Annotated in this window: 21 protein-coding genes; 16 read left to right on the top strand and 5 right to left on the bottom strand. The window is 60.5% G+C overall.

From position 1 onward, the window contains the following. Positions 1 to 43: 43 nt before the first annotated feature. Positions 44 to 2,761 (top strand): aconitate hydratase AcnA, encoded by a 2,718-nt coding sequence (gene acnA, locus AC3WOG_RS34870; RefSeq protein WP_492582256.1) that lies wholly within the window; start codon positions 44 to 46, stop codon positions 2,759 to 2,761. Between the two features lie 99 nt (positions 2,762 to 2,860). Here the strand turns inward: acnA and AC3WOG_RS34875 are convergent, their stop codons facing one another. Both AC3WOG_RS34875 and AC3WOG_RS34880 read right to left on the bottom strand, forming a co-directional pair. Next, on the bottom strand, positions 2,861 to 3,562 hold the full coding sequence (locus AC3WOG_RS34875; protein WP_492582257.1) for a transposase: 702 nt from the start codon (positions 3,560 to 3,562) through the stop codon (positions 2,861 to 2,863). Beyond that, the gene (locus tag AC3WOG_RS34880) at positions 3,559 to 3,804 is read right to left on the bottom strand and encodes a hypothetical protein (RefSeq protein ID WP_492582258.1); all 246 of its coding nucleotides are present in this window, start codon (positions 3,802 to 3,804) and stop codon (positions 3,559 to 3,561) included. Before AC3WOG_RS34880 ends, AC3WOG_RS34875 begins: the two co-directional genes overlap by 4 nt. A gap of 545 nt (positions 3,805 to 4,349) precedes the next feature. Here AC3WOG_RS34880 and AC3WOG_RS34885 point away from each other — a divergent pair. From AC3WOG_RS34885 to AC3WOG_RS34915, 7 genes are all read left to right on the top strand, one after another. After that, complete coding sequence (locus AC3WOG_RS34885) at positions 4,350 to 5,714, top strand: Tle-like phospholipase domain-containing protein (RefSeq protein ID WP_492582259.1); 1,365 nt, start codon at positions 4,350 to 4,352, stop codon at positions 5,712 to 5,714. Further along, positions 5,711 to 6,526, top strand: a complete 816-nt coding sequence (locus AC3WOG_RS34890) for an ankyrin repeat domain-containing protein (protein WP_492582260.1) — start codon at positions 5,711 to 5,713, stop codon at positions 6,524 to 6,526. The genes AC3WOG_RS34885 and AC3WOG_RS34890 overlap by 4 nt, the downstream gene beginning before the upstream one ends. 78 nt (positions 6,527 to 6,604) lie before the next feature. Further along, on the top strand, positions 6,605 to 7,429 hold the full coding sequence (locus AC3WOG_RS34895) for an ankyrin repeat domain-containing protein (RefSeq protein WP_492582261.1): 825 nt from the start codon (positions 6,605 to 6,607) through the stop codon (positions 7,427 to 7,429). A 78-nt stretch (positions 7,430 to 7,507) separates the two neighbouring features. After that, positions 7,508 to 8,329: an ankyrin repeat domain-containing protein gene (locus tag AC3WOG_RS34900; RefSeq protein ID WP_492582262.1), complete on the top strand. Its 822-nt coding sequence runs from the start codon at positions 7,508 to 7,510 to the stop codon at positions 8,327 to 8,329. Between the two features lie 78 nt (positions 8,330 to 8,407). After that, entirely contained in the window at positions 8,408 to 9,229 is an 822-nt protein-coding gene (locus AC3WOG_RS34905; RefSeq protein ID WP_492582263.1) for an ankyrin repeat domain-containing protein, read from the top strand. 78 nt (positions 9,230 to 9,307) lie between these two features. Next, on the top strand, positions 9,308 to 10,129 hold the full coding sequence (locus AC3WOG_RS34910; RefSeq protein ID WP_492582264.1) for an ankyrin repeat domain-containing protein: 822 nt from the start codon (positions 9,308 to 9,310) through the stop codon (positions 10,127 to 10,129). A 161-nt stretch (positions 10,130 to 10,290) separates the two neighbouring features. Then, positions 10,291 to 10,590: a phage baseplate assembly protein V gene (locus AC3WOG_RS34915; protein ID WP_492582265.1), complete on the top strand. Its 300-nt coding sequence runs from the start codon at positions 10,291 to 10,293 to the stop codon at positions 10,588 to 10,590. A 35-nt stretch (positions 10,591 to 10,625) separates the two neighbouring features. Here AC3WOG_RS34915 and tssH read toward each other — a convergent pair whose 3' ends face one another. Continuing rightward, on the bottom strand, positions 10,626 to 13,295 hold the full coding sequence (tssH, locus tag AC3WOG_RS34920) for a type VI secretion system ATPase TssH (protein ID WP_492582266.1): 2,670 nt from the start codon (positions 13,293 to 13,295) through the stop codon (positions 10,626 to 10,628). Between the two features lie 160 nt (positions 13,296 to 13,455). Continuing rightward, complete coding sequence (locus tag AC3WOG_RS34925; protein WP_492582267.1) at positions 13,456 to 14,094, bottom strand: hypothetical protein; 639 nt, start codon at positions 14,092 to 14,094, stop codon at positions 13,456 to 13,458. On the opposite strand from AC3WOG_RS34925, the gene AC3WOG_RS34930 reads away from it, so the two are divergent. The 8 genes from AC3WOG_RS34930 to AC3WOG_RS34965 all read left to right on the top strand — a co-directional run bounded on the left by AC3WOG_RS34930 (position 14,062) and on the right by AC3WOG_RS34965 (position 22,909). Next, positions 14,062 to 15,030: a TagK domain-containing protein gene (locus tag AC3WOG_RS34930; RefSeq protein WP_492582268.1), complete on the top strand. Its 969-nt coding sequence runs from the start codon at positions 14,062 to 14,064 to the stop codon at positions 15,028 to 15,030. The two genes, AC3WOG_RS34925 and AC3WOG_RS34930, sit on opposite strands and share 33 nt — an antisense overlap. Then, the gene (locus AC3WOG_RS34935) at positions 15,014 to 15,859 is read left to right on the top strand and encodes a type VI secretion system accessory protein TagJ (protein WP_492582269.1); all 846 of its coding nucleotides are present in this window, start codon (positions 15,014 to 15,016) and stop codon (positions 15,857 to 15,859) included. Before AC3WOG_RS34930 ends, AC3WOG_RS34935 begins: the two co-directional genes overlap by 17 nt. Continuing rightward, the gene (gene tssE / locus AC3WOG_RS34940; protein ID WP_492582270.1) at positions 15,846 to 16,364 is read left to right on the top strand and encodes a type VI secretion system baseplate subunit TssE; all 519 of its coding nucleotides are present in this window, start codon (positions 15,846 to 15,848) and stop codon (positions 16,362 to 16,364) included. The genes AC3WOG_RS34935 and tssE overlap by 14 nt, the downstream gene beginning before the upstream one ends. Before the next feature lies 1 nt (position 16,365). Further along, complete coding sequence (gene tssF, locus AC3WOG_RS34945) at positions 16,366 to 18,246, top strand: type VI secretion system baseplate subunit TssF (protein ID WP_492582271.1); 1,881 nt, start codon at positions 16,366 to 16,368, stop codon at positions 18,244 to 18,246. A 2-nt stretch (positions 18,247 to 18,248) separates the two neighbouring features. Then, positions 18,249 to 19,292 (top strand): type VI secretion system baseplate subunit TssG, encoded by a 1,044-nt coding sequence (gene tssG, locus AC3WOG_RS34950; RefSeq protein ID WP_492582272.1) that lies wholly within the window; start codon positions 18,249 to 18,251, stop codon positions 19,290 to 19,292. Between the two features lie 17 nt (positions 19,293 to 19,309). Then, on the top strand, positions 19,310 to 20,377 hold the full coding sequence (locus tag AC3WOG_RS34955; RefSeq protein WP_492582273.1) for a type VI secretion system protein TssA: 1,068 nt from the start codon (positions 19,310 to 19,312) through the stop codon (positions 20,375 to 20,377). 77 nt (positions 20,378 to 20,454) lie between these two features. Beyond that, positions 20,455 to 21,474 carry a fimbrial protein gene (locus AC3WOG_RS34960; protein ID WP_492582274.1) on the top strand — a complete coding sequence of 340 codons (1,020 nt, stop codon included), beginning with the start codon at positions 20,455 to 20,457 and terminating at the stop codon, positions 21,472 to 21,474. A gap of 22 nt (positions 21,475 to 21,496) precedes the next feature. Next, positions 21,497 to 22,909 carry a GlcNAc-transferase family protein gene (locus AC3WOG_RS34965; protein ID WP_492582275.1) on the top strand — a complete coding sequence of 471 codons (1,413 nt, stop codon included), beginning with the start codon at positions 21,497 to 21,499 and terminating at the stop codon, positions 22,907 to 22,909. Here the strand turns inward: AC3WOG_RS34965 and AC3WOG_RS34970 are convergent. Then, positions 22,820 to 26,242, bottom strand: a complete 3,423-nt coding sequence (locus AC3WOG_RS34970) for an RHS repeat-associated core domain-containing protein (protein ID WP_492582276.1) — start codon at positions 26,240 to 26,242, stop codon at positions 22,820 to 22,822. The two genes, AC3WOG_RS34965 and AC3WOG_RS34970, sit on opposite strands and share 90 nt — an antisense overlap. Positions 26,243 to 26,265 lie beyond the last annotated feature (23 nt).

The following is a 26,265-nucleotide window of genomic DNA, read 5'->3' on the forward strand; positions in this document are numbered from 1 at the left end:
AAGTTAAGTACTGTAGTTCCGCGATCAAACCAAGGAAAACACCATGGCCCACAACCTCCACAAAACGCTCAAGGAATTCGACAGCGGTTCCGGCAAAGGCAAGTTCTACTCCCTGCCGCAACTCGGCAAGGCACTGAACATCAAGATCGACCGCCTGCCGGTTTCGATCCGTATCGTGCTGGAATCGGTGCTGCGCAACTACGACGGCAAGAAGATCGCCGAAGAACACATCGAGCAACTCGCGAACTGGAAGCCGAACGCTGCACGCGTCGACGAAATCCCGTTCGTCGTGTCGCGCGTCGTGCTGCAAGACTTTACCGGCGTGCCGCTGCTCGCCGACATCGCTGCGATGCGCGGTGTTGCGCAACGCGTCGGCAAGAACCCGAAATCGATCGAGCCGCTGGTCCCGGTCGATCTGGTCGTCGATCACTCGGTGCAGATCGATCACTTCCGTGAAAAGAACGCGCTCGACCTGAACATGAAACTGGAATTCCAGCGCAACAACGAGCGCTACCAGTTCATGAAGTGGGGCATGCAGGCATTCGACACGTTCAAGGTCGTGCCGCCGGGCGTCGGCATCGTTCACCAGGTGAACCTGGAATACCTCGCACGCGGCGTGCACAAGAAGGCCGAAGGCGCGGACACCGTGTACTACCCGGATTCGCTGGTCGGCACCGACAGCCACACCACCATGATCAACGGCATCGGCGTGGTGGGCTGGGGCGTGGGCGGTATCGAAGCTGAAGCCGGCATGCTCGGCCAGCCCGTGTACTTCCTGACGCCGGACGTGGTCGGCGTCGAATTGAAGGGCAAGCTGCGCGAAGGCGTGACGGCGACCGACCTGGTCCTGACCGTGACCGAACTGCTGCGTAAGGAAAAGGTGGTCGGCAAGTTCGTCGAATTCTTCGGCGAAGGCACGAAATCGCTGTCGCTGCCGGACCGCGCGACGATCGGCAACATGGCGCCGGAATACGGCGCAACCATGGGCTTCTTCCCGGTCGACGAAAAAACCATCGACTACTTCAAGGGCACGGGCCGTACCGACGCTGAAATCTCCGCCTTCGAAAACTACTTCAAGGCACAAGGTCTGTTCGGTATTCCGAAGGCTGGCCAGATCGACTACACCAAGGTCGTCACGCTGGATCTCGGCACGGTTGCACCGTCGCTGGCAGGTCCGAAGCGCCCGCAAGACCGCATCGAAATCGGCAATGTGAAGTCGACCTTCAGCGACCTGTTCTCGAAGCCGGTTGCAGAAAACGGCTTTGCGAAGAAGGAAGCCGATCTGGACGCGCAATACACGACGAGCAACGGCGTCAACGTGAAAAACGGCGACATCCTGATCGCCGCCATCACGTCGTGCACCAACACGTCGAACCCGAGCGTGCTGCTGGCCGCCGGGCTGCTGGCCAAGAAGGCGGTGGAAGCCGGCCTGACGGTCGCTCCGCACATCAAGACTTCGCTGGCTCCGGGATCGCGCATTGTCACGGAATACCTGACGAAGACCGACCTGCTGAAGTACCTCGACAAGCTCGGTTTCACGCTGGCCGCGTACGGCTGCACGACCTGTATCGGTAACGCGGGCGACCTGACGCCGGAACTGAACGAAGCGATCACGAAGAACGACATCGTCGCGGCAGCGGTGCTGTCGGGCAACCGTAACTTCGAAGCGCGTATTCACCCGAACATCCGCGCGAACTTCCTGGCCTCGCCGCCGCTGGTTGTGGCTTACGCGATCGCCGGCAACATCACGCGCGACCTGATGACCGAGCCGGTCGGCAAGGGCAAGGGCGGCAAGGACATCTACCTGGGCGACATCTGGCCGACCAGCGACGAAGTCAACGACCTGCTCAAGTTCGCGCTGGACGCGGACGCGTTCCGCAAGAACTACTCGCAGCTCACCAAGAAGGGCGACCTGTGGAGCAAGATCGAAGGCGAAGAAGGTCAAGTCTACGACTGGCCGAAGTCGACCTACATCGCTGAGCCGCCGTTCTTCGGCAGCGACTTCTCGATGACGCCGGCCGACAGCATTGCTGCCGTGACGAACGCGCGCGCACTGGGTATTTTCGGTGACTCGGTCACGACCGACCACATCAGCCCGGCAGGCTCGATCAAGGAAGACTCGCCGGCAGGCAAGTGGCTGAAGGAAAACGGCGTGCAGAAGGCCGACTTCAACAGCTACGGCTCGCGCCGCGGCAATCACGACGTGATGATGCGCGGCACGTTCGCGAACGTCCGGATCAAGAACCTGATGATCCCGCCGAAGGCTGACGGTTCGCGTGTGGAAGGCGGCCTGACGATTCACCAGCCGAGCGGCGAACAGGAGTCGATCTATGACGCAGCGATGAAGTACATCGACGCGGGTACGCCGACCGTTGTGTTCGCGGGCGAAGAGTACGGTACCGGCTCGTCGCGTGACTGGGCTGCGAAGGGTACGCAACTGCTGGGGGTGAAGGCTGTGGTCGCACGCAGCTTCGAGCGGATCCATCGTTCGAACCTGGTGGGCATGGGCGTGCTGCCGCTGCAGTTCAAGGGCTCGGATAGCGTGCAATCGCTCGGTATCACCGGCGAAGAAACGTACGACATTGAAGGCCTGGGCGCTGACTTCAAGCCGCAACAGGAAGTGACGCTGGTGATTCGCGGCAAGGACGGCAAGGAAAAGCGTGTGCCGGTGCTGCTGCGTATCGATACGCCGATTGAAGTGGACTACTACAAGCACGGCGGGATTCTGCCGTTCGTGTTGCGTTCGCTGCTGGCTGCTTAAGGCTGATGCGCTAAGCAGACGCGTGAGCTGTTTTGCAGGTGCTGCGTCCTTGTGGAAGGACGCAGCCGATTTGAGAGCCCGACTTTGGTCGGGCTTTTTTTATTTCCCGCTGCTTCCGACGTGAAAGGCGGCGGGGTCGTCGGTGATCCGGCGCTGGGTCATGTGGTCGTTCCAGCTATGGTCGGCAGGCGTTGCTGCGCGCATGGTCGGACGTTGCTGCGGGACGGACCAGTTCAGCCACGGAGCGTCGTCGGTCAAAGCGGTGTTATGCGAAGACGGTGCATTGGCTGTCCATTCGGACTGCGTCGAGGGCACTGGACGCGTGACGGGATGGGTAGCACGGTTCAAGGCCACGCGTTCGTTGACATGGTTCCCGGACAGGCGCGCCACCTTGACGCGCTTCGCCGGCTTTGCTGGCGACATGGTGGTCGTAGCGTCGTCGCGGGCCGCAAGTTGCACGGTCTGTCTCGGCACGATTTGGATGCTCGCGTTATCGAGCACGATCACGGTGGGTTTGCCGTCGCCCTGCTGGACCAGTGCTTCGATGAATTCGACGACATGGGGTCCCTTGACAGTGCGCGTGTGCGAGGCATGGATCAGCGCATTCTTGCCGAAGTCGAGCGCGCCGACGATCGAGCGCCCGCAGTGGCTGTTGGGTTCAATGGTATGAGGCAAGCCGCGTGGTGACCAACTGCGTTGAACCGGCGGTGCTGCGCAAATGCCCGCTTCGTCCAGGTAGAACAGGCGGCATTGCCCGTCGCGGGCGGCGACCTGAAGTTTGTCGAGCGTGGCCTGCTTCATGGCGAACGCCTTTTCGTCACGCTTTTTTTCAGGGCGTAGCGGTTGCGCTTGAACGAGAAGCCTTCGCGCTTGAGAGCCTCCCCGAGCGTTTCGATGCGGCACGGTAGCGCCTCGCCACGAATCTCCTGCACGCGTTGCGCAATCCGGCCAAGGGTCAACGGTTCGGCACGGGTTACTTCCAACGCCGTGGCGACCATCGCTTCAGAAAGGGCTCGTGGCCGACCGCCGTTATGGCCGCCCATGAGGACGCATACGCCGCCGTCGCGCCATGCGTGAGCCCAGTTGTAGACCGACTGGTCACTGGCGCCAGGCCGGCGATGATCTTCGGCTTGACCTTGCGCCCAAGCTGCAACAGGCCCGCTGCACGCGTGCGTGCATCCCCGTGCCTGTGATTGATCGAAAGCTGCTGCAATGCGATTTCCTCGACTTCGCTCAGTTCTACCACGCACTTCATCCGCTACCCCGGTTTCAAGAGGCCGCCAGGTTAGCCGAATCCAGACAGATTTACCAGGAACACCTAATCACATTTAGGCTTAATCCTATATCTCCTTGACAACCTCTCGGCCACGCTGTGTTCCCCGAGGTGTTCAATCACAGGAGAACGAGAGAGGATGTGCACGCCGAACAACGCAAAACAACGCACGACACACCCGTTCACGATCCGGCTCGCTGAAGCCCGGCCGTTTCGACGCCATGTCGCCCTCCCGTCTTGCCGGCGGGGTGCCCGATGAGCGGGGGGAAAAGGTCGAACGCCCGCGATTCCGGCCACGCCCGCCGAGGTTTGCTGATGGATGCCTACGAGACTCCTGCATTGTTGCGCATGGGGGAGCTGAGGCTGGAGCAGGCGCCCTGGGTCCTCCACCCACTGTTCGCGTGGGGCACGATAGAGTCGAAAGCCAGCGCGGGATTGGGCCACATGAACATCCCTTACGAGCCGCATCACGTGAGCGGCTCTCAGCTTGCGGAATTCATGGACGACGTGCTCGGCCCGTGGCGCTGGCGTGATGCACCGGCTCATGGCCTGATTCATCATAACCAGCTCGAAGCATTACGCCATGAGATTGAGCGGGGCCGCTGGGTCGTGCTGCGTTCATCACGTTTCACCATGGGCAAAGGGCTGGTTGACTGGGTGGACGATCCCGCGCTGCCGGACGGTGGCCGCTGGCAGGTCAATCTCGAGGGGGAAAGATCGCAAATCGGCGCGGCATTGCGGTGGCAGCTGGACGCGGTATACCGGCGGCGCCCGGCGATGGCGCGCACGACGCCGTTGTCGGGGGAGCCGTTTCGGGCGCAATTCGATGAGCCGTTGCCGGGTGTGCAGGTGGCTGTCCCGGGCGCTGTGCCGAAGCACGCAGTGCTGCTGACCAAGGCGCAGCGCTGGCGGGAGCGTAAGGCGTTGATTGCGGCGGGGCGCGGCAATCCGGTTGGCCATGTCAACGCTGCCGCTGAGCGGCTGGCGCGCAATAACATGGCGGTGGAGAAGGCGCGGCTGTCGGATCATATTTATGATCCGACGAAGCCCGTGCCGGAGGGGTGGGGGAATGCGAGTGGGGATCTCGGTATGTTGAAGAGGCACCACCTCGATCCGCTCGATTTTAAAATCGAAGGGACGAATTTTCGCGCCCAACTTTACAAACCCGACCCGAGCGTATTCGGCAACGACATGAAACCAACTCTGGCATTCAAGGGAACCGAGATGAGCAGCCTGGAGGACTGGAGCAACAATGCCGCGCAGGGATTGAATATGGAATCCGAGTATTACAGGCGGGCCGTTAGTATTGGTACTTTGCTTACGAGCGACGAAAACCCCATCGATATCGCGGGCCACTCACAGGGTGGTGGGTTGTGTGCGGCAGCTTCAAGCGCAAGCGGTAAGGACTGCTGGAGTTTCAATGCCGCTGGCCTGCACCCAGAAACCGTGAAACGCTATGCCGGCGCTCCGCAACCCTCAACGATCTATGCGTATTATGTGAAGGGTGAAATCTTAACGACCCTGCAAAGCTCGCTGCCGTTGCCGGAGGCCGTAGGCACACCCCATACGCTGGAAGGCAAAGGCTCTCCCATAAGCCGACACTTCATTAGCCAGGTGATTGACGGAATCGAACAGCAGAAGCAGCAAGATATTTCCATTCTGCAGGAAGTATCGTCATGAGACGACTGCTTTCCGCCTTCACTGTAATGATCGCCCTGTTACTGAGTTCCTATACCGCCAGCGCCATGAAAAAATTCCCCGCCGCCGATTTCTTTTCCGGTCCGCAGCTTCTACTCGCCCAGGCGATCGAGCGCGGCGACCTTGTCCAGGTGCAGCAGCTTGCGCCGGTCACCGATCTCAACACGCCGGGCCGCAAGGACATGACGATATTGTTTTTCGCGGTTCAGGAAGCGCTTCAGCGAGATCCGAAACAACTGGCAATGATCACCGTGCTCGTCAAGGGCGGAGCCGATCCGCTTCAGGAGGTGCCGAATTTTGGCGACGTGCTTGGCGTGGTACTGAACAGTTCGCATCCTGAGTTTCTGCGGGCCTTGCTTGACGCCGGGGTCGATCCTAACACCATGATCGAGGGGCGTCGGCCAATCATTTTCTTTGCAACAACAGAGGAAACCTTGGAGTCACTCAAGTTATTGCTTTCCCGGGGGGCGGACGTTAACAAACGGGACTCGCTGCGTAACACAGCATTAGTCCACGCCATGGCTAGCTATAGCTTTGATGCCACCAACTATTTGCTCGATCATGGCGCAAATCCGGGTACTTATAACATCAATGGAGTTTCCTTTTCCTGGCAGTTACAAGGACAGATGAAACGCCAGGTTGAAGGATCGGATTTCTGGCTCAAGCTGACTAAAATCCGTGACCGCATCATCAAGAAGGGCGTGAAATGGCCGCCAGAGTCGCCGGAACAGATACGCGCCCGCTGGGGCAGTCACGCGCCGGAGTGGCTGGATGACAGCAAGCTCCCGCTCTAGCCCGAAAACCAAACGGCAGCCCTAAATGACCGTCGTCACGGCTGCCGAACTGACATTGGGTTACGGAAAGGCTGACCAATGAACCCGCTTATTCGAACTGCTGCATTGCTCGTCTGTCTGCTGGTGAAGGCTTTTCCTGCGTATGCCATGAAAAAATTCCCCGCCACTGATTTCTTTTCCGGTCCGCAGCTTCTACTCGCCCAGGCGATCGAACGCGGCGACCTTGTCCAGGTGCAGCAGCTTGCGCCGGTCACCGATCTCAACGCGCCAGGCCGCAAGAACATGACCTTGCTTTTCTTCGCGTTTCAGGAAGCGCTTGAGCGAGACCCGAAGCAACTGGACATTATGGGTGCGCTGGTCGAAGTCGGAGCTGATCCGTTCCAAAGAGTGCCGAATTTTGGCAGCGTGTTGGGCGTAGCCTTGAACAGTCCGACGCCGGACTTTTTGCGTATCCTGCTAGATGCCGGCGTTGAGCCGAATACCATGATTGACGGAGAAAGCCCCATTCTTCTTGAGGTCACATCTTCCAGAACTTTTGGTTCGCTCAAGCTGATGATTGCCCGCGGTGCCGATGTGAACAGACGCGATTCGTTGCACAATACGGCGCTGTACGAAGCCTTGACGGATCGCGCGCTAGACCAGATTGACTATTTGCTGGACCACGGCGCGAACCCGAGTACCTACAACATTAACGGCCTATCATTTCCACAAGCCTTATCGAGGCGTATTGATGATCAAAACGCCTCTGCCCCGGGGTCAATCACTTATAAGAAGCTGATCGAAATCCGCGATCGCATCATCAAGATGGGCGTGAAATGGCCGCCAGAATCGCCGGAACAGATACGCGCCCGCTGGGGCAGTCACGCGCCGGAGTGGCTGGATGACAGCAAGCTCCCGCTCTAGCCGGAAAACCAAACGGCAGCCCTAAATGACCGTCGCCACGGCTGCCGAACTGACATTGGGTTACGGAAAAGCTGACCAATGAACCCGCTTATTCGAACCGCTGCATTGCTCGTCAGCCTGCTGGTGACGGCTTTTCCTGCGTATGCGATGAAAAGATTCCCCGCCACTGATTTCTTTTCCGGTCCGCAGCTTCTACTCGCCCAGGCGATCGAGCGCGGCGACCTTGTCAAAGTGCAGCAGCTTGCGCCGGTCACCGATCTGAACACACCGGGACGCAAGGACATGACACTACTGTTTTTCGCGGTTCAGGAAGCACTTAAGCGAGATCCGAAACAACTGGCAATGATCACCGTGCTCGTCAAGGGCGGAGCCGATCCACTTCAGGAGGTGCCGAATTTTGGCGACGTGCTTGGCGTGGTACTGAACAGTTCGCATCCTGAGTTTCTGCGGGCCTTGCTTGACGCCGGGGTCGAGCCAAACACTACGACATCAAAGGGCACACCGATCATTTTCTTTGTTGCAAGGGAGACCACCTTTGATTCACTCAAGCTGCTGATTGCCCGCGGTGCCGATGTAAACAGGCGCGATTCGCTGCGCAATACACCACTGTATGAAGCGTTAATGTACGATGCGCTGGATCAAATTGACTATCTACTCGATCATGGGGCGAACCCCAATACCTACAACATCAACGGCGTGTCGTTTCCTCTGGCGCTTTCGGACGATATCGAGACGAATGCCCGTGAACCGCAATCAGTCACATATAAAAAACTGATCGAAATCCGTGATCGCATCATCAAGAAGGGCGTGAAATGGCCGCCAGAGTCGCGGGGACAGATACGCGCCCGCTGGGGCAGTCACGCGCCGGAGTGGCTGGATGACAGCAAGCTCCCGCTCTAGCCCGAAAACCAAACGGCAGCCGTAAATGACCGTCGCCACGGCTGCCGAACTGACATTGGGTTACGGAAAAGCTGACCAATGAACCCGCTTATTCGAACCGCTGCATTGCTCGTCAGCCTGCTGGTAACGGCTTTTCCTGCGTATGCGATGAAAAGATTCCCCGCCACTGATTTCTTTTCCGGCCCGCAGCTTCTACTCGCCCAGGCGATCGAGCGCGGCAACCTTGTCAAAGTGCAGCAGCTTGCGCCGGTCACCGATCTCAACGCGCCAGGCCGTAAGGACATGACGCTACTGTTTTTCGCGGTTCAGGAAGCCCTTAAGCGAGATCCGAAACAACTGGCAATGATCACCGTGCTCGTCAAGACCGGGGCCGATCCTCTTCAGGAGGTGCCGAATTTTGGCGACGTGCTTGGCGTGGTACTGAACAGTTCGCATCCTGAGTTTCTGCGGGCCCTGCTTGACGCCGGGGTCGATCCTAACACCATGATCGAGGGGCGTCGGCCAATCATTTTCTTCGTAACAATGGAAAGCACGTTTGATTCGCTCAAGCTGCTGATCGCCCGCGGGGCCGATGTGAACAGACGCGATTCGTTGCGCAATACGGCGCTGTACGAAGCCTTGACGGGTCGCGCACTAGACCAGATTGACTATTTACTGGACCACGGCGCGAACCCGAATGCCTACAATGTTAACGGCCTATCATTTCCACAAGCCTTATCGAGACGTGTCAATCTAAATGCCTCTGCCCCAGAGTCAATCACATATAAAAAGCTAGTCGAAATCCGTGACCGCATCATCAGGATGGGCGTGAAATGGCCGCCAGAGTCGCCGGAACAGATACGCGCCCGCTGGGGCAGTCACGCGCCGGAGTGGCTGGATGACAGCAAGCTCCCGCTCTAGCCCGAAAATCAAACGGCAGCCGTAAATGACCGTCGTCACGGCTGCCGAACTGACATTGGGTTACGGAAAGGCTGACCAATGAACCCGCTTATTCGAACCGCTGCATTGCTCGTCAGTCTGTTGGTGACGGCTTTTCCTGCGTATGCCATGAAAAAATTCCCCGCCACTGAATTCTTTTCCGGTCCGCAGCTTCTACTCGCCCAGGCGATCGAGCGCGGCGACCTTGTCCAGGTGCAGCAGCTTGCGCCGGCCACCGATCTGAACACGCCCGGCCGTAAGGACATGACACTGCTGTTTTTCGCGGCTCAGGAGGCGCTTCAGCGAGACCCACAACAACTGGAAATCATGGGCGTGTTGGTCAAAGCTGGAGCCGACTTGAACCATGAAGTACCGAATTTCGGCAGTGCGTTACGCATGTTATCTAATAGTTCGCATTCCGAATTTCTGCGGACCTTGCTCGACGTCGGCGTCAATCCCAATACCATGACAGAAGGCGGAACTCCCATCATTTTCTTCGTGACAATGGAGAGAACCTTTGCCTCGCTCAAGCTGCTGATTGCCCGCGGTGCCGATGTGAACAGGCGTGATTCGTTGCGCAATTCGCCACTTTACGAGGCCTTAATGAATAATGCACTGGATCAAATTGACTATCTGCTTGATCACGGGGCGAACCCCAATACCTACAACATCAACGGCATGTCGTTTCCTCTGGCGCTTTCGGACGATATCGAGACGAATGCCCGCGACCCGCAATCAATCACATATAAAAAACTGATCGAAATCCGTGACCGCATCATCAAGATGGGTGTGAAATGGCCACCAGAATCGCCGGAACAGATACGCGCCCGCTGGGGCAGTCACGCGCCGAAACGATTGGATGACAGCAAGCTCCCGCTCTAGCCGGAAAACCAAACGGCAGCCGTAAATGACCGTCGTCACGGCTGCCGAACTGACATTGGGTTACGGAAAAGCTGACCAATGAACCCGCTTGTTCGAACCGCTGCATTGCTCGTCAGTCTGCGGGTGACGGCTTTTCCTGCCTATGCAATGAAAAGATTGCGGTGTACGCCAGCGAATCGAGCGAATGGCTCGCACCGTCCATCGGCGAAGGCGTGATGTTGCTTTGCCCGAACGGCGACCTGCCGCAAGCGGTCGCGTTGCGCGGCTTCTATTCCGAAGATTTCCCGCCACCGAGCACCAACCCTAACAAGCACGTTCGCAAGTATCGCGACGGCGCGGCCTCATCGCTCGCGGCGACTTTGACATCAATCGTTTCCACGTCTACAAGATGGATGGCCGTGCAATTGTCCGTTCTATCTATCTCGCTGTGCAAGACGGTCAGTCAACCTTGCCGCGCTTAGCACCGAACGAGATGCCAGGAGCCCGACGACGTCGCTCAGTACAACGTCTGAAACACGAGGGCAGTGGCGGGAGGCGCGGCATCGTCAACCTTATCGATTACCACGCGCTTGAACGACTGCTTCGACGACATCGCATCGAGCCATAACGCGGCCAGTCTCGGCAACACATGCTGCTCAATAAAGCCGATCAGCACGCGCGCCCCTGTCTCCTGCACGAGGCAGCGGCCCACGATGTAGTCGACGACGCGATTGTCATAGGTGAGCTCGATCTCTTGATGCTCCGCCATGCGCTTTACGACGCGGTTCAAATGCAGGCGCACGATGTGCGCAAGCGATTCCTGCGCGAGCGGCCGATACGGTACGACGGCAACCCGTCCGAGGAACGCTGCCGGAAACGCCTTCAACAATTCAGGCGTCAGCGCCGCGCGCAGGCCTTCGCTATCCGGGGCGAGCGCCTCGTCCGTGAATAGGCTTGCGGTCAAATCCGAGCCAACATTGCTCGTCAGCAGAATCGTCGTGTTTCGGAAATCGATGTAGCGACCGTCCCCGTCCTCCATGTAGCCCTTATCGAAGACCTGGAAGAACATCTCGTGGACGTCGCGATGGGCCTTTTCGACCTCGTCGAGCAGCAAGACGGAATATGGCCGCCGACGCACGGCTTCGGTCAGTACACCACCTTCACCATAGCCGACATATCCCGGCGGTGCCCCCCTGAGACCGGAGACGGTGTGGGCCTCCTGATATTCGCTCATATTGATCGTGATGAGGTTCTGCTCGCCACCGTAGAGCGCCTCGGCCAGCGCCAGGGCCGTTTCTGTCTTGCCGACGCCCGAGGGGCCCGCGAGCAGGAATACGCCAAGCGGCTTCTTCGGGTCGGTCAGACCCGCGTGCGCAGTCTGCACGCGTTCGCAGATCTGGTTCAAGCCTTCGGGTTGGCCGATCACCCGTGCCGCCAACGTGGCCGGCAGCGATCGAACCGCGACGACTTCATCGGTCACCATGCGGCCGACGGGAACGCCTGTCCAGTCCGAAACGATTTCAGCGACGATGCCCTCGTTCACCTCGGGGAACACGAGCGGCGTGTCGCCTTGCAACGCCGTCAGCGTGTGTCCGAGTTCTCGCAGCCCGGACAGCGACTCCGCCGGGACCGTTCCCGTCTCTTCGTTCGCGCAGACCGCATCGCGTGCGCCCAAGAGCGCCTGTGTGGCTTCGACTTGTGCGCGCCAGCGTGCTTCGACCACCTGCTCTTCGGTCTCGAGCGTGTCGATGCGCGCGCGAACCGCGGCTAGCGCCTTCTCGCTGTCGAGGCCGATGCGGGCTTCGCTGCTGAGCAGATCCAGTTCGACGCATGCGGACAGCAAACGCTGGCGGACATCCTGCAATTCGCGCGGCGGCGCGTACTGCGAAAGCGCCACACGTGCACAGGCGGTATCCAGCAAGCTGATTGCCTTGTCCGGCAGCTGGCGTGACGGAATGTAGCGATGCGACAGCGTAACCGCTGCGCGAATCGCCTCGTCCAGCACGACGACACCGTGGTGCTTCGAGAACGTCTGCGCGAGACCGCGAACCATCGCGATTGCCGCCGCTTCTTCGGGCTCCGCGATCTGAAGGACCTGGAAACGACGTGTGAGCGCCGGATCCTTTTCGATATGACGCTTGTACTCCGCCCATGTGGTCGCACCGATGGTGCGGATCGTCCCGCGCGCGAGCGCCGGCTTGAGGAGGTTGGCTGCATCGCCGGTGCCTGCCTGGCCGCCGGCGCCGATGAGCGTATGAATTTCGTCGACGAAGAGAATGACCGGAACCGGCGACTTCGCAGACGCTTCCAGCACGGATTTCAAACGCGCCTCGAATTCCCCCTTCATGCTCGCGCCGGCGAGCAGCCCGCCCACATCGAGACCAAGCAGCCGAACGTCGACGAGCTTCGGCGGAACGTCGCCGCTCGCAATCGCGAGCGCCAGCCCTTCGACGACGGCAGTCTTGCCGACGCCGGCTTCGCCGGTCAGCAGCGGATTGTTCTGCCGGCGGCGCAACAGCACATCGATCATCGTGCGAATCTCGAGCTCGCGGCCGACCACCGGGTCGATCTCGCCGGCGCGTGCACGCGCCGTCAGGTCCACGCAGAACTGTTCGAGCGGCGCGCCGCTTTTCCCCGATGCCGTCACGGCGTTGGACGCCTCGCCCGGCAGCGCGGCTCCGAAGTCGCTATGCTCGTATGGCGCATCGTCGGCTTCCGGCGAGCCCTCGACCCAAGCGGGCAACACGTCGTGCAAGCCTTCCAGCGGGATCTTCGCGAAAGCCGTGGAAATCGACAGCAACACACGGCGCAACTCGGGCGTTTCGACCAGCGCGGCCGCAAGCCATGCGCCGCGAATGCGGCGGTCGCCAAAGCTCAGCGTCGCGAGCACCCACGCGCGCTCGATCGCGGTCTCGATGTGATGCGAGAAGTCGCTGAGCGAGCTCGCGCCCGCGGGCAATGCGGCCAGCGCCCTGGTCATATCTTGATCCAGCGCTTCACGCGCAATGCCGCAATGCCTGACAATCCGATGCAGATCACTGTCAGGCAGTTGCATCAACTGATGCAGCCAATGAACCAGCTCGATATAGGGATTGCCACGCAATTTTGAGAAGGCTGTGGCCGATTCGATACTCTTGAAGAGCGTGGCGCCGAGTTTGCCGAACAAGGCCTGACGTGAAATGGTCATACTGTACTTGATAGGTAATTGGGTGCTTGATGATCTAGCTGATTTTTGAGTTGCTTAGCGATTTAAACGACAGAACGAGGTCGCAAAGAAATCAAATGAAGTCGTTCCCACAAAGGCGACCTCATTGAATAACGTTCGTATTTCCCGCCAGACTGGTTGGTTAGCCCGATAACTTGCGTCCTGCCAGAGAAGGCTCGTCTGCCGATACGCGCAAGCTCACTGATTTCCAGTTGGTGTCATGCTCCATACTTGAAATTGTCCGGTTCATGGTGCGGGGCGAAAAATCCTGCTCCGTGAATTGTTTCCCGGCCGCACAAAACTCGACAACGATAGCGCAGCCGCAGCGCCCTATCTTTAGGACAATTCCGATATCTCTCCACTGTACTGAGAAGTAGCATCCCATCGAGATGCACTCTGACGCGTACTCCTCTTGATCGACGCTTGCCCGTTGCGCGCATGTCTGGCACGCCGCGTTGTCGGCGGCCGCCTTCTTTTCCGCTTTCCTTAAGGGAGTTGTCGAACCGTGACTGGCTACTATGCTCAGTGGAACAATGCCCAGGTCGAGGCAAGCAAGCTCAAGATTAATGTTCGGTCGATGCAATACGATGGCCGGCCGGTCCCCGATTTCGAGTACGGCCAGCCAGCCGGCGAGCCCAACCTCGATTGCCTGGGCGCAAGCGGAAGGGTTGCGGAAAGCAGCAACACACGACACCAGCACGAACCTCTGGAAAACACCCTCACGCCGATAACCGGCGAGCGAGCATCGATGGTCAACGCCGACGGCAAAAGCGAATTGCACGATAACGCGCTGCCGTTGCCGACAGCCGAAGCGCGCCTCGCGCCCGCCAGTGATGCTGAAAACGTAGGGGAATCCGCCGTCAAAAGCTCGGTCGACTCAGGAAATGGGGCGATCGCCTCGCCAGTCCTGTGTGACGGCACGCCGCGTGGTTTTGCCGCGGCCGCCGCCGTCGAACCGATTCTCGAGCCGTCCTTCCAGTGGTCTTCGGAATACCCTTCCGACACCTCCGTCGATCCGTCCTGGCCGGCGCTCTCAGAACCGTCGTTCGAGACGGAGAATCAGGTCGAACACGCGAGCCGCGCCGCTATTCCGGAGACCGAACCAACTGCAGTCGTCCCGCTCGCACAACCCGCAGACTTCAGCGATCTGATTGCGCTCGCCGGGCCTGCAGTATTGGGCGATCGCTATCACGATCATCCGTTGGGCGAGCTCGCGTCGCTTCCGGCGTTTGCCGGGGGGCCACAGGGCTGCAGCATCCAGCTGCCGCTCGAGGCCGACGAATCGGACCCATTGACCGCGCTGACGTTTGAGTATCGGCAAGCGCTGCTGCATCACAAGCGCGACTACTCCCTCGAGCTAAAAAAGGTATCGGCCGACAACGCCCCAATCGTCACGGCGCCGCTTGACCCGCTGTTAGACGCATCGGAACGCTACGCTGAAGGTTCGTTGCTCGACGATCTGCTCGGAAGCAGTCAAACCATCGACGCAGTCCTGGAAGACCTGGATACGTTCGGCGCCGATCAGATCTTCAAAGCGGACGAGCAGCACGAAATTCTCGCGCTGCTCGCGCCCGGCGGCGTGCCCGACCCGTCGCTCCCGCAGCCGGCACTGCTGGCTCGCCAAGAGCATCACTTGATCAGCGTGGATAGCCATATCCCTATGCCCCACACCACCCAACCCGAAGAATTGAATTCGGAACATGAAAATCACCACTGATTTGCCCGCCTCGGGCACGCGTAAGCTACACGACCTGCTGCAAACGCAAACCTTCGAAGACCTCAAGAAAAGCACGACGGAAGCCGTCCGCAAGCATCCGTCCAGCACGCGCGAACGCTGGCTGCTGTTCCAGCTCCTGTGCGTGGACGGCGAATGGGAGCGCGCGCTCAAGCAACTGCAGACGTGGGCGACCCTCGAGCCAGAAGGCGAGGCGCGCGCGCAGCTGTATCGCGGCCTCATTCAAAGCGAAATGTTTCGCGCGGAAGTCTTTGCCGGCGTGCGCACGCCCGGCTCCATCGATCCGCTTCCCGCATGGGTCGAGGCGCTGCTGCAAGCCAATGCAAAGCTGGGCGATGGCAACCTGGCCGCAGCGGACGCATTGCGCGAAGCCGCGCTGAACAACGCGCCGACAACCCGGGGGGAGAGCCCGCAGATGGGCGCATTCGAGTGGCTGAGCGAAAGCGACAGCCGGCTGGGGCCGATCTGCGAGATGGCAGTGGCCGGCGGCTACCGCTGGATCCCGTTCGACGAAATGAAGTCGCTGACCTTGACTCCGGCCGCCACGCTGACCGACTTGGTCTGGCGCCCGGTCACCGCGATCCTGCGTAATGCGACCGTTCTCAGAGGCTATCTGCCTACTCGCTATCCTGGCTCCGAACTGGGCGCGGCAGCCATCAAGCTGGCGCGCGAAACGACTTGGACGGACATCGGCGACACCGGCGTGATCGCCTTGGGGCAAAAGACCTGGAGCACCGATCAGGGCGACTTCGGTCTGCTCGAAGTCGGTGAATGCCGGTTCATCCACGAGAGCGACCATGAGGCAGCCTGATTCGTGGCACAAGCAGGCCTACCTGCCGTCGCTGCTCGATCGCCTGTTGGACGATGCGCCCCGACAACGCAGTGAGCGTCCTGACGCGTATGCCCCGGACACCGAGGGCATGCGCCGCATCGTTCAGCGCGATTTGAGCTTGCTGCTCAACACGATCAATCTCGACGACGAGATGGACGCGTCGCGCCATCCGGAAGCAGCCGCTTCGGTCATCAACTACGGCATCCCTGCGTTGTCCGGCAGCTATCTCACCGATCGGAACTGGGAAACGATCGTGAAGCTGATCCGGCTGGCGATCACGCGCTTCGAACCGCGCCTGATTCCCGAATCGCTGCGCATTCGGCCGGTGAACAGCAAAGAGCCGATGCGCTACAACAAGCTGATGTTCGAGATCCATGGGTTGATGCAATGGTCGCCGTATCCGCTCGAGTTCCGCATTCAGAGCATGTTCGACATCGAGATGAACAAGGTTACGCTCGACACTAGCTCACGCAGGCAGAATTGACATGGATCCACAGTTTCTCGATTACTACAGCCGCGAGCTGACCTACATGCGGGAGATGGCGGGCGAGTTCGCCGCGCAGCACCCGAAGATCGCGCGCCGGCTCGGCATGCAAGGCATCGAAGTGGCCGATCCGTACGTGGAGCGGCTAATCGAGGCTTTCTGCTTCATGTCCGCCCGCACGCAGATCAAGCTCGACGCGGAATTTCCGCGCTTTACGCAGCGGCTGCTCGAAGTCGTCTACCCGAACTACGTCGCGCCCACGCCGTCGATCGCCGTGGCGCAGTTGCGACCGAGCCTGCGCGAAGGCGATTTCAGCCAAGGCTTCAAAGTGCCGCGTCGCAGCATGCTGCGCTCGGCGATCCCGGCTGGCGAGCAGACGGCATGCGAGTTCCGCAGCGGCCAGGACGTCACGCTGTGGCCGATCGAACTCGTCGAAGCCAAGCTGACGGCGGTCCCGCCCGATATTCCCGACACCGAACGCTATTTATTGCCGCACATGCAGTTGCGCGGCGCGTTGCGGCTGCGCCTGCGCACGGTTGGCGAGGTGAAGTTCAATCAGATGACCGGATTTGACCGTCTGCCGATCTACATCGGCGGCGACGAACGCATCGCTTCCCATCTATTCGAGCTGATCCACGCCGGCAGCGTGGCGTCGGTGGTGCGCGCCTACGGCGCGGCCCGCGGCGAGGGGCATGTCGTCGCCAGGTCGTCCGTCGAATTCGAAGGCTTGCAGGCCAATCAAGGCCTGCTGCCGCTGCCGTGGAACGTTTTTCACGGCCACAATCTGCTGCACGAGTACTTTGCGTGCCGCGAGCGTTTTTACTTTTTCGCGTTGACCCAACTCGCGCAGGGGCTCTCACGGGTCGACGGCAAAGAGGCCGAGATCGTGCTATTGCTCAACCGTCTGCCGGAAGAGCTTGCCACGCACGTCGAGGCATCGCGCTTCCTGCTGTTCTGCACGCCGGTCGTCAACCTTTTCCCCAAGCGTACAGACCGTGTCGAAGTCAACCGCGCGCTGACCGATTTCCATCTGCTTGGCGATCGCACCCGGCCGCTTGACTACGAAATCTTCTCCGTATCGCGGGTATTCGGCCAAAAGGCCAAAACGTCGTCGGAAATCACGTTCAATCCGCTGTATCAAACGTTGCACAGCGACATGGGCAACTACGGCCGCTATTTCTCGGTGCGGCGCGAACAGCGCACGCTGTCGACAAACGCACGCAAATACGGCACGCGCACGCCGTATGTCGGCACCGAGGTGTATGTCTCGCTCGTCGATCAGGCGGAAGCGCCCTACTCCGACGACATTCGCTATCTGTCGGTGGAGGCATGGGCCACCAACCGCGATCTGCCGCGGTTGATTCCGCGCAATGGAATGACAGATCTGATCATGTCGGATGCGGTGCCGATCGAGGGTGTCAAGCTGGTGCATCCGCCAAGCGCGCCACGCGCGCCCTATGCCGGCGGCGAAACCGCCTGGCGTCTGATACGCCAGCTGAGCTTCAACTACATGCCGCTTGCCGAACTCGATCACGGCGACGGCGGCCAGGCACTGCGCAACATGCTGCGCCTGTTCGTGTCGCCGGGCGAGCGCGAGCAAGCCGCGCAAATCGACGCCCTGATCGGCGCCCGCACCGAACCCGTCGTGCGGCGCCTGCCCGGTCATGGATTACTGGTATACGGACGCGGCGTGCGCTGCGAACTGACAGTGGACGAATCCGGCTTCTCCGGCGTCAGTCCCTATCTGTTCGGCCTGGTGCTCGAGCACTATCTGGCCCGCCACGTCTCCATCAACGTATTCACAGAGACCGAACTTCACTCCATGCAACGCGGCCTGATCACACGTTGGCAACCCCGCATGGGCGGACGCGGAGCGGTGTAAGCATGAACCCGCCGACCGCGACCGCCCTGGATACCGGGTCGCCCCCCCGTCCGGAAGATCTCGACGCGTGGTTCAATCAGCGCGCCCCGTGGAAAGCCGGCTTTCTGGGCCTGTTGCGCGCACTTGCCGCGCGCGACAAGCGCATGCCGCTGCCAGGCACGGCAAGTCTGCCGCAGGAAGAACCGTTTCGTATCGGCCAGCAGCCATCGATGGCCTTCGCGCCACGCGAAATCGCGTCGCTGGCAACCCGCAACGGCCGCCTGGACATCAGGCTTTTCGGGCTCGGCCTATGGGGCCCACAGGGGCCGCTGCCGCTGCACATGACCGAGGTGGCTTATAGCCGAACGGAAAGCCACCAGGATCACACGCTGGTCAACTTCACCGATCTATTCCATCACCGTGCACTGACGCTGTTTTATCGGGCGTGGGCATCGTCGCAAGCCACGGCATCGCTCGATCGGCCGGACGAAGAGACCTTCTCGTTCTATGTCGCGAGCCTGATCGGCATCGACGCCGACGAAGCCGCTCGATCCCGCTTGCCCACCCACGCACGCTTCAGCGCCGCGGCGCATCTGGTGCGCGAGGCCCGAAACCCGGATGGCATCGCCGCGGCCTTGTCCAACTACTTTGGTGTACCGATGATCGTCGAGGAATTCGTGCCGCACTGGATTCCGTTGGCACATGCGGAGCATACCAAAATCGGTATTCCCGGGGCGCCCGCCATCATGGGCGAAGGCGCGCTGCTCGGCGAGATGATCCCGGACCGGCAGCACAAGTTCCGGCTCGTCGTAGGGCCGCTCGATCTCGACCAATACCTGCGCCTCACCCCTCACGGCGAAGATTTGCCGACGTTCGTCGAATGGGTGCGGGCCTTCGTCGGCCACGAATACGACTGGGAAGTCAAATTGCTGGTCAAGCCGCGCGCTGCGCCGCCGGCCCGCGCGGATACTTCGCAGCGGCTCGGCTATTCCACCTGGCTGGGCGAATCAATGGACGACCGGCCGGTCGTCGGCATGGTCTTCGAGCCCGAACAGTACAGCAACTGACCTTGAGGCACTTGCCTATGAACGCCAATTCTCCAAACGCCGCGTTGCACCACGCAGATCTGCTCGAACCCGTCTCGGCCGATCAAGCCTGCGGTCCGGATCTCGAATACGATTCGACCTTCGTGATGCTGCAAGCGGCGATTGCGCCCAAAGCCGAGGCGCAATACGGCGATTTCGTCAATGTCCCGCAGTCGGCCAATTGGGCCGAAATCGAGCGCGATTGCCGCGCGCTGTTGTTGCGCACGAAGGATATTCGTCTCGCGGTGATCCTGTTGCGATGCCGAACGCGGCAAAGCGGGGCCGCGGGGCTGCGCGACGGCCTGTCATTCCTCAAAGCCATGCTCGAACGCTACGGCGAGGCGCTCCATCCGGTGCCGTTGTTCGAAGGCGAACGCGATCCGGTCATGTATGCGAACGCGATTGCGGCGCTGGCCGACCCCGATGGTGCCCTGGGCGACGCGCGCGATATCGCCATGCCCAAGGCGGCGGGCTTGCAATTGCAAGTGCGCGACATCGAGAAATCATTCGCTACGCCGCGTCAAAAAGAGGCGCTCGCGCCGGAATCCGTCGCTCGCCTGCTCAAGGAATGGTGGGGCAGGCGCGATCCGGTGCTGGCGGCGCTCGTCGAAGCGCAGCGGCTCGCAACGGACATCGCCGCATGGGGCCAGCAGATGCTCGATGCCGATGCGCCTGATCTCGATATGTTGATCAAGGTGCTCCAGCCGTTCGCACAGTCACAGTTGGAGAGTGGCGGCGCGCCGGCGCCTGCCGCGCGGCCGGCAGCGGAAGCCGTCGCGGAAACGCCGGCCGCCGGGCGCGCCGCCGCCTCAGCACCGGCGCCATCGATCGAGACGCCATACGACCTACCTTTCGAGACGACACCCCCCGAACCCGACCGCATGGACCGCTGGAGCGCGCTTGCGGCAATTCAGGAAACACGCATGTGGTTTGAGCAGAACGAGCCTAGCAGCCCGGTCATCGTGCTGCTGCGTCAATCGGAGCGCATGGTCGGCAAGCGGTTTTCGGAGGTCGCTCATATTATCCCGGCCGATTTGCTCGCCAAATGGGATGAGGTCGACGCCTAAGATCGTTCGGCCGCGTTCGCGCAAACTCACCTACCCATCAACCCTAGCCGCACGCCGGTTCTCAGAGACTCATTGTGATGAAAAGACTCGCCACCTTCTTGATCTTCCTCAGCTTCGCGCTATCGCGCACGGCGTTCGCGGATTGCCACCAAATGAGTGCCGCAGAGATGGATCACTCGCTCCAGCAAAATCCAGACATTCCAGTCACACAATTGCTGGCCCTCAATGTGGTTTTTCCGGCCTCAACGTCACTCGATCCCGACCTTGCAGTCGGTTCGACCATCGTGACCGGCAAATCCAGCTCGTTGGCAAATCCGCACCGCGTGGCAGTTTGCACCGAAACCGGAGGTTTCGTGGACTACCATTACCTGAACCCAACCGCATCCGGTCTGACCAATGACTACGGCACCATCTACAACACCAATGTGACGGGTGTCGGCTTCCAACTTTTCACCATTGTGGGCGGCACACCGGTAGCGTGGCCGCGTCATTCAGATGTCGTACCAGGTGTGGACCATCTCACCTACATTAGGCTTCCGACCGGAAGCCAGATGAGCATCGTTTTGTACAAGACCGGCGACATTGCCAGCAACGTCGTGGTTGCCTTCGGTACAGTCGGCCAACTCATCACTCAAGTCGGTCAGACCGTTATGACCGTCTCCGCCAACAATACGAACATCAAGGTGCTGCCGAGCTGTCAAGTCGACTCCAGCGCGTTGAACATCGATTTCGGCCAGTTCGGCCCGCACTCGGTTTCGACGACCGACGGCCCAACCCAGCCCGTCAACTTCAACGTGCGCTGCTCCGGCCCGACACCCCCGGTCACCGTGACCGCCACGCTATCCGGCACACCGGATACGAACAACCCAAGTTTGCTCAAAAACACCGGCGCCAACAACCTGGCGATTCGCCTGCAAGAAACCTCGACCGGCACCGTCCTCAAGCCTAACGACGCCACCAGTTCGCTCGTGCATACGCCCGGCGGCGAAATGCAATCGGCGTTCAGGATGAATGCAACCGTGCTGCGCGTCGGCAGCACGGCGCCGACGGCAGGCAAGATCGAAGCCACGGCAACCGTCACCCTGACCATCCTCTGATCACCGCGCTCGCGGCACACGCATGACTGATCTATCCGCATCTGAAGCCACGGAAAACACCATCTTTGTCCAGATCGCCAGCTACCGCGATTCACAGCTGATTCCGACCCTGCTCGATCTGATCGAAAAGTCGAGTCGGCCGGAACTGCTGCGCGCCGTTGTCTGCTGGCAGCACGGCCCGGAGGAGACACTCGGCGAATTCTGGAAACAGGGTTTCGGGGCGTGGCACTTCGATACCGTTGACGGCCGAATGGTGCATGCCCTGACTCATAGCGGTGCGAAGATCGTATTGATCGACGTGCCCCACCTGCAAACGCAAGGGGCCTGCTGGGCCCGCAATCTCATCCAGCAGCACTACGGTGGCGAGCGGTACACGTTGCAACTCGACTCACATCACCGCTTCGTCGCGGAGTGGGATCGTCGACTGATCGACATGCTGGAATCGCTACGCGCGGAAAGCCCCAAACCGGTACTCACCGCCTATCTTCCTTCGTTTAATCCCGATAACGATCCCGCCGCTCGCACAAACTATCCGGCGCTGTTGGCCTTTGGCCGCTTTAGTCCGGAAGGCACGGTGTTCTTCCACGCAAAGCCCTTCCCCGACCGGCTGATACGTGAGCGCCCCGTTCCGGCCCGGTTCTACAGTGCGCATTTCGCGTTCGCAGATGGGCACTTTACGGAAGCGGTCCAGCACGACCCATTCTATTTCTTCCATGGTGAGGAAATTTCGATCGCGGTGCGCGCCTTCACGCACGGGTACGACCTGTACCATCCGCATCGGCTGATCGCCTGGCATGAGTACATGCGAAAATACCGCCCGAAAATGTGGAACGATCACACAAGGGAGGCCAAGAACGCAGGTGATGTTCCCCTGCATTGGGTAGAGCGCAACGATGCTTCGCATCAGCGCAACCGCGTGCTATTCGGCATGGACGGACACGCGCCATCGCAGATCGACTTCGGCAAGTATGGCTTTGGCTCCGCGCGCACGCTGACTCAATACGAAGTTTTCGCGGGCATCAGCTTTGCGCATCGCGGTGTGCAACAGGCCACATTGGATAATGTGCCGCCGACACTAAACACGCCGCTCCCGGCTTCCGAGGCAACCTGGACAGCGTCCTTGCTACGTTCCAACGATGTTCGCATCTGCCAGCATCGGAATGTGTTCGACGAACACGCGCTTAGCCCAGCCACGCTTGGCGTACTGTCATCGGCTGCAGCCGCTAATGCCGTCGTATGCGACGACAGCGGTGTTGCTATCTATCACACAACGCTGAACGCGCAAGCGCTGACCGAGCGCATAAACGGCGACTGGCTCGACATCCATCTAATCTTCGAATCCAGGCTAAACCAGGTCCCAGCCGGTTACGTCGTCGAGTTGCTCGACGACGCGGGCGGGCCGTTGGCTCGAGTCAAGCAACCCATCCAAACCTGAAACGGTCACTCCGGCGCCGCGATGCGCCGGTCGAACCGGAACGGCTCGCCCGAGCGGATTACATACGGTCAGCGGGTTCGGTGCATATTGATATGGACTGGTACCGCCTGGGCCGCTGCGATCCGGGCTAAGATAGCGCCCGGCATCCGGGTCGTAGACACGCAAGCCGTTGTAGTGAAGCGCCGTTTCCTCGTCCGCGTACTGACCCGCAAACCGCAGCGGTTGCGAAGTGCGGCCAAGGCCTCCTTCTTGCGCGACGAGATTTCCCCAAGCCTGATAGTGTCCGCGCCAAATCAGCTTGCCGTCGCCATCGGTCAGCGCGATGGCGGTGCCCGCGGCGTCGGTGTGATAGTGATAGACCCATGCCTGTGCCATCTCGCCGTTGTCGAGGAGAACCTGATCGACACAGGCCAGCGGCGCATGTCCTGCGGAATCGCCGCAGATCCGCTGATATAGATAAGTCCGAACCTTACCATCACCACATTCCTGCACTAAGCGATCGCCTTGCCAAAGAAATCGCGTAGTCTCCGCTTGCACTTGAGCGAGCGAGTGACGTGTCGAAGCCGATTCGACAGATTTGCTGATGCGCCGTCCTAGGGCATCGTATTGATAACGCACCGTCCGTCCCTTGCGCCGCGCGGCGATAAGATGCCCTTCGGCGTCCCACTTCAGCAACAATGTGTAGTCGCGGCCCTTCTTCTCGACGACCTGTCCCCATACATCGTATGCATAGCGGTACCCGCGGCTTTCCCGCAAACGATGATTGGAATAGATCGCCGGCAGCCAATTCCCGCCCGGCGTGTCGAGCAGATTACCGGCTGCATCCCACGTGAAATACTCGATACCCAGACGATCCGAAACACAGCGCAGCAAGCGGCCCCGCCGGTCGTAATCGTAATAAGTCGCGCCGCGAGCTCCGTCATCCACCTGAACCACAGTGCCGCTAGCGTGATAATGAACCTCGCGCCATAGCTGCATGTCGCTTGCCGACGGCGTCGCTGGCCCAGACGTTCCGTTAGAGGAGACCGATCGCCACGACGAAGGCCATCCCAGTGCCGTATAGTCGGTTTGGGTAAACAACACACCTTGCGTACGCAAGATTTCGCGCTGCATCGGGTCGTACCAAAATTGCGTAATACGGTGCTCGCCCAATTCCGCATACGCCATCGCACCCGTCGCATATCGCGGCATTTTCAGTAGTTGGCCGTGCGGCAATCTGGTCGAGATCAACCGGCCGGACGGATCGTATCCATAGCGCAACTCGCCGTTCGTACCTTGTTCGGCCAGCAGCCGTCCCCTGGCGTCGTATTCGAAACGAATCGCATCTGCCACGATGCCCAGCGTCACCCCTTCCTTCGTTGGTGTGCGGTTGACCTCCTCCAGCAGCCCTCGCGCGGAATAGGTGTAGACGTAGCGATTGTGCGACGTGTCACGACAGATCAAGTGGCCCATCACATCGTATGAAAACGTTTCGTGACGCTCGTGCGTCCCGGCCTTTGTCGTGATTTTTTGTACCTGACCGGCATTCGTATAGGCGAACGTGCGGGACACACCGTCCGCGTCGGCAATCGTTCGCAAGCGTCCGGCCGCGTCCCATTCCAGCGTCTGCGTGGCACCGTTCCCGCTCTCGACGCGTATCCGGCGACCGTGCGCATCGTAGCCGTACGCAATAACGTGCCCCTCTTCGTCGATCGCACGCACCACATGGCCGCGACGATCCCGATGCCAATGCCGGCTTTGCCCGCCCGCCCCGACGAATGAAATTCTCTGACCCGCGGCATTCCAGACATGGCGCTCGTGCCGGCCGTCCGCCCGCGTCACGGTCAGCGGCCGGCCAAGGCCATCGCGCTCGAAATGCGTGACCGCCCCCAAGACATCGGTAATGGCGGCAAGGTGGCCATTGATGTCGTAGTCGTACCGGGTGGCATCGCCCTCGGCGGAAGTGCGCCGCGTCACCTGCCCCCAAGCGTTGTGCTCGAGCGTCGTCACGCGTCCTTGCACGTCCGCACACCGCGTCGGCAAGCCATCGCCACCATACTCGATACGCGTGATCTCTCCCGACGGAGACTGGCATTGCACCGGTTGAACGCGATCATTGCGCCGCCAGATCCAGGTACGGCGGTCGTTCAACGTAATAACTAGCGGTTCGCACGTGGCGAAGGCGTACAGCGTCGAGCGTGACTGCCCAAGCGGATCGGTTTCCTGGGCGACGCGCCCAAGCTGATCGTAGTCCAGCCGGACGACGCGCTCACCAGGCAGCCAAAGCGTGCTTGGCGAACCCGTTCCGTGGTACTGGAACTTGTAGCATCGTCCATCGAAATCCCTATGCGAAACCACGCGACCGCGCTCGTCGTATTGCCAATACGCGGTATGGCCAAAGACATCGGTCACCTCACTGGTGCGTGTTTCGAGCCGGTACGAACACCGCTCGCGCGCGCCATCGCAAGTTGCTCTCTCGACGACGCGTGCAGTGCCGCCGAACGTTTGCCATGCGTAGCGCGTCACCCGTCCAAGCGGCCCGGTTTCCTCGATGATTCGCCCGTCGCGGTAGGCAAAGCGGCGCACCGTATCGCCGAGGCGATTGCGAACTTCGGCGAGTTGGCCGTCCTCGTTGAAGCCATATTGGACCAGCATGCCCGTCGGGCCGCCATCCACACATTCAATGGCGACCAGGCGCGAGCCTGTCGCCGGATCGTAGTGCATTCTCAGCTCGTGACCGCAGGTGCCGCGCATCCTAAGCAAACGGCCCTCGGCATCCCAGACACACCCGATGCGTTGCTGGTGAAGATCTTCGATGTACTTCAGTCTCGCGACGCCGTGCGCGTCGAAATCGCCGAACACGCGATAACGCGGCGTAAGATCGGCCACGACCAGGCGGCCATCCGGCAGGTGAGCCACATGCAATTGCTCCGACGAGATGATGACCTGCGACCCGCGAGCGGGAAACGGCACCGTCAGCGCGCGGCCGTGCTCGTCGAAATACGTCAGCGTTTCGCCTTCCCGGCGCAGCGTGACTTCCCAGCCGGTCCGCCAACCCGCTCCGAGCATGCCGCTTACGTGCAGCGTACTGGAGTAAAAACGCGACCATTCGATAGGAAGCCGCCCGCGCAAAGCGAAGTCGGTTTCTCGCTCAGGAAGACAAATCACGGCGCCCGCTATCATGTCCACCGAACCGCACAACGTGCCGGACAGTGCACGTCGCACGCCATAGCGGTCCGCCACGTCGGGCAAGCGCCGGCAGGGATCAATCCAGGGCGCCGCATCCAGCGATTCCATCAAAATGCCCGGCAATCCGACCAGCACGCCGCCCAAGCCTCCAATGCCGGTCGTCACATCAACCTCCGCAAATCACCCAG

The organism is Paraburkholderia sp. FW306-02-B, assembly GCF_058782725.1.

Excerpts from the sequence above, each read along its gene's own strand:
- AC3WOG_RS34930 (WP_492582268.1), top strand. The coding sequence starts at position 14,062 with ATGGTCAACGCCGACGGCAAAAGCGAATTGCACGATAACGCGCTGCCG.
- tssH (WP_492582266.1), bottom strand. The coding sequence starts at position 13,295 with ATGACCATTTCACGTCAGGCCTTGTTCGGCAAACTCGGCGCCACGCTC.
- AC3WOG_RS34910 (WP_492582264.1), top strand. The coding sequence starts at position 9,308 with ATGAACCCGCTTATTCGAACCGCTGCATTGCTCGTCAGTCTGTTGGTG.
- AC3WOG_RS34885 (WP_492582259.1), top strand. The coding sequence starts at position 4,350 with ATGGATGCCTACGAGACTCCTGCATTGTTGCGCATGGGGGAGCTGAGG.
- AC3WOG_RS34900 (WP_492582262.1), top strand. The coding sequence starts at position 7,508 with ATGAACCCGCTTATTCGAACCGCTGCATTGCTCGTCAGCCTGCTGGTG.
- AC3WOG_RS34960 (WP_492582274.1), top strand. The coding sequence starts at position 20,455 with ATGAAAAGACTCGCCACCTTCTTGATCTTCCTCAGCTTCGCGCTATCG.
- AC3WOG_RS34935 (WP_492582269.1), top strand. The coding sequence starts at position 15,014 with ATGAAAATCACCACTGATTTGCCCGCCTCGGGCACGCGTAAGCTACAC.
- acnA (WP_492582256.1), top strand. The coding sequence starts at position 44 with ATGGCCCACAACCTCCACAAAACGCTCAAGGAATTCGACAGCGGTTCC.
- AC3WOG_RS34875 (WP_492582257.1), bottom strand. The coding sequence starts at position 3,562 with ATGAAGCAGGCCACGCTCGACAAACTTCAGGTCGCCGCCCGCGACGGG.
- AC3WOG_RS34890 (WP_492582260.1), top strand. The coding sequence starts at position 5,711 with ATGAGACGACTGCTTTCCGCCTTCACTGTAATGATCGCCCTGTTACTG.
- AC3WOG_RS34965 (WP_492582275.1), top strand. The coding sequence starts at position 21,497 with ATGACTGATCTATCCGCATCTGAAGCCACGGAAAACACCATCTTTGTC.
- tssG (WP_492582272.1), top strand. The coding sequence starts at position 18,249 with ATGAACCCGCCGACCGCGACCGCCCTGGATACCGGGTCGCCCCCCCGT.
- AC3WOG_RS34880 (WP_492582258.1), bottom strand. The coding sequence starts at position 3,804 with ATGGGCGGCCATAACGGCGGTCGGCCACGAGCCCTTTCTGAAGCGATG.
- AC3WOG_RS34955 (WP_492582273.1), top strand. The coding sequence starts at position 19,310 with ATGAACGCCAATTCTCCAAACGCCGCGTTGCACCACGCAGATCTGCTC.
- AC3WOG_RS34905 (WP_492582263.1), top strand. The coding sequence starts at position 8,408 with ATGAACCCGCTTATTCGAACCGCTGCATTGCTCGTCAGCCTGCTGGTA.
- AC3WOG_RS34895 (WP_492582261.1), top strand. The coding sequence starts at position 6,605 with ATGAACCCGCTTATTCGAACTGCTGCATTGCTCGTCTGTCTGCTGGTG.
- tssE (WP_492582270.1), top strand. The coding sequence starts at position 15,846 with ATGAGGCAGCCTGATTCGTGGCACAAGCAGGCCTACCTGCCGTCGCTG.
- tssF (WP_492582271.1), top strand. The coding sequence starts at position 16,366 with ATGGATCCACAGTTTCTCGATTACTACAGCCGCGAGCTGACCTACATG.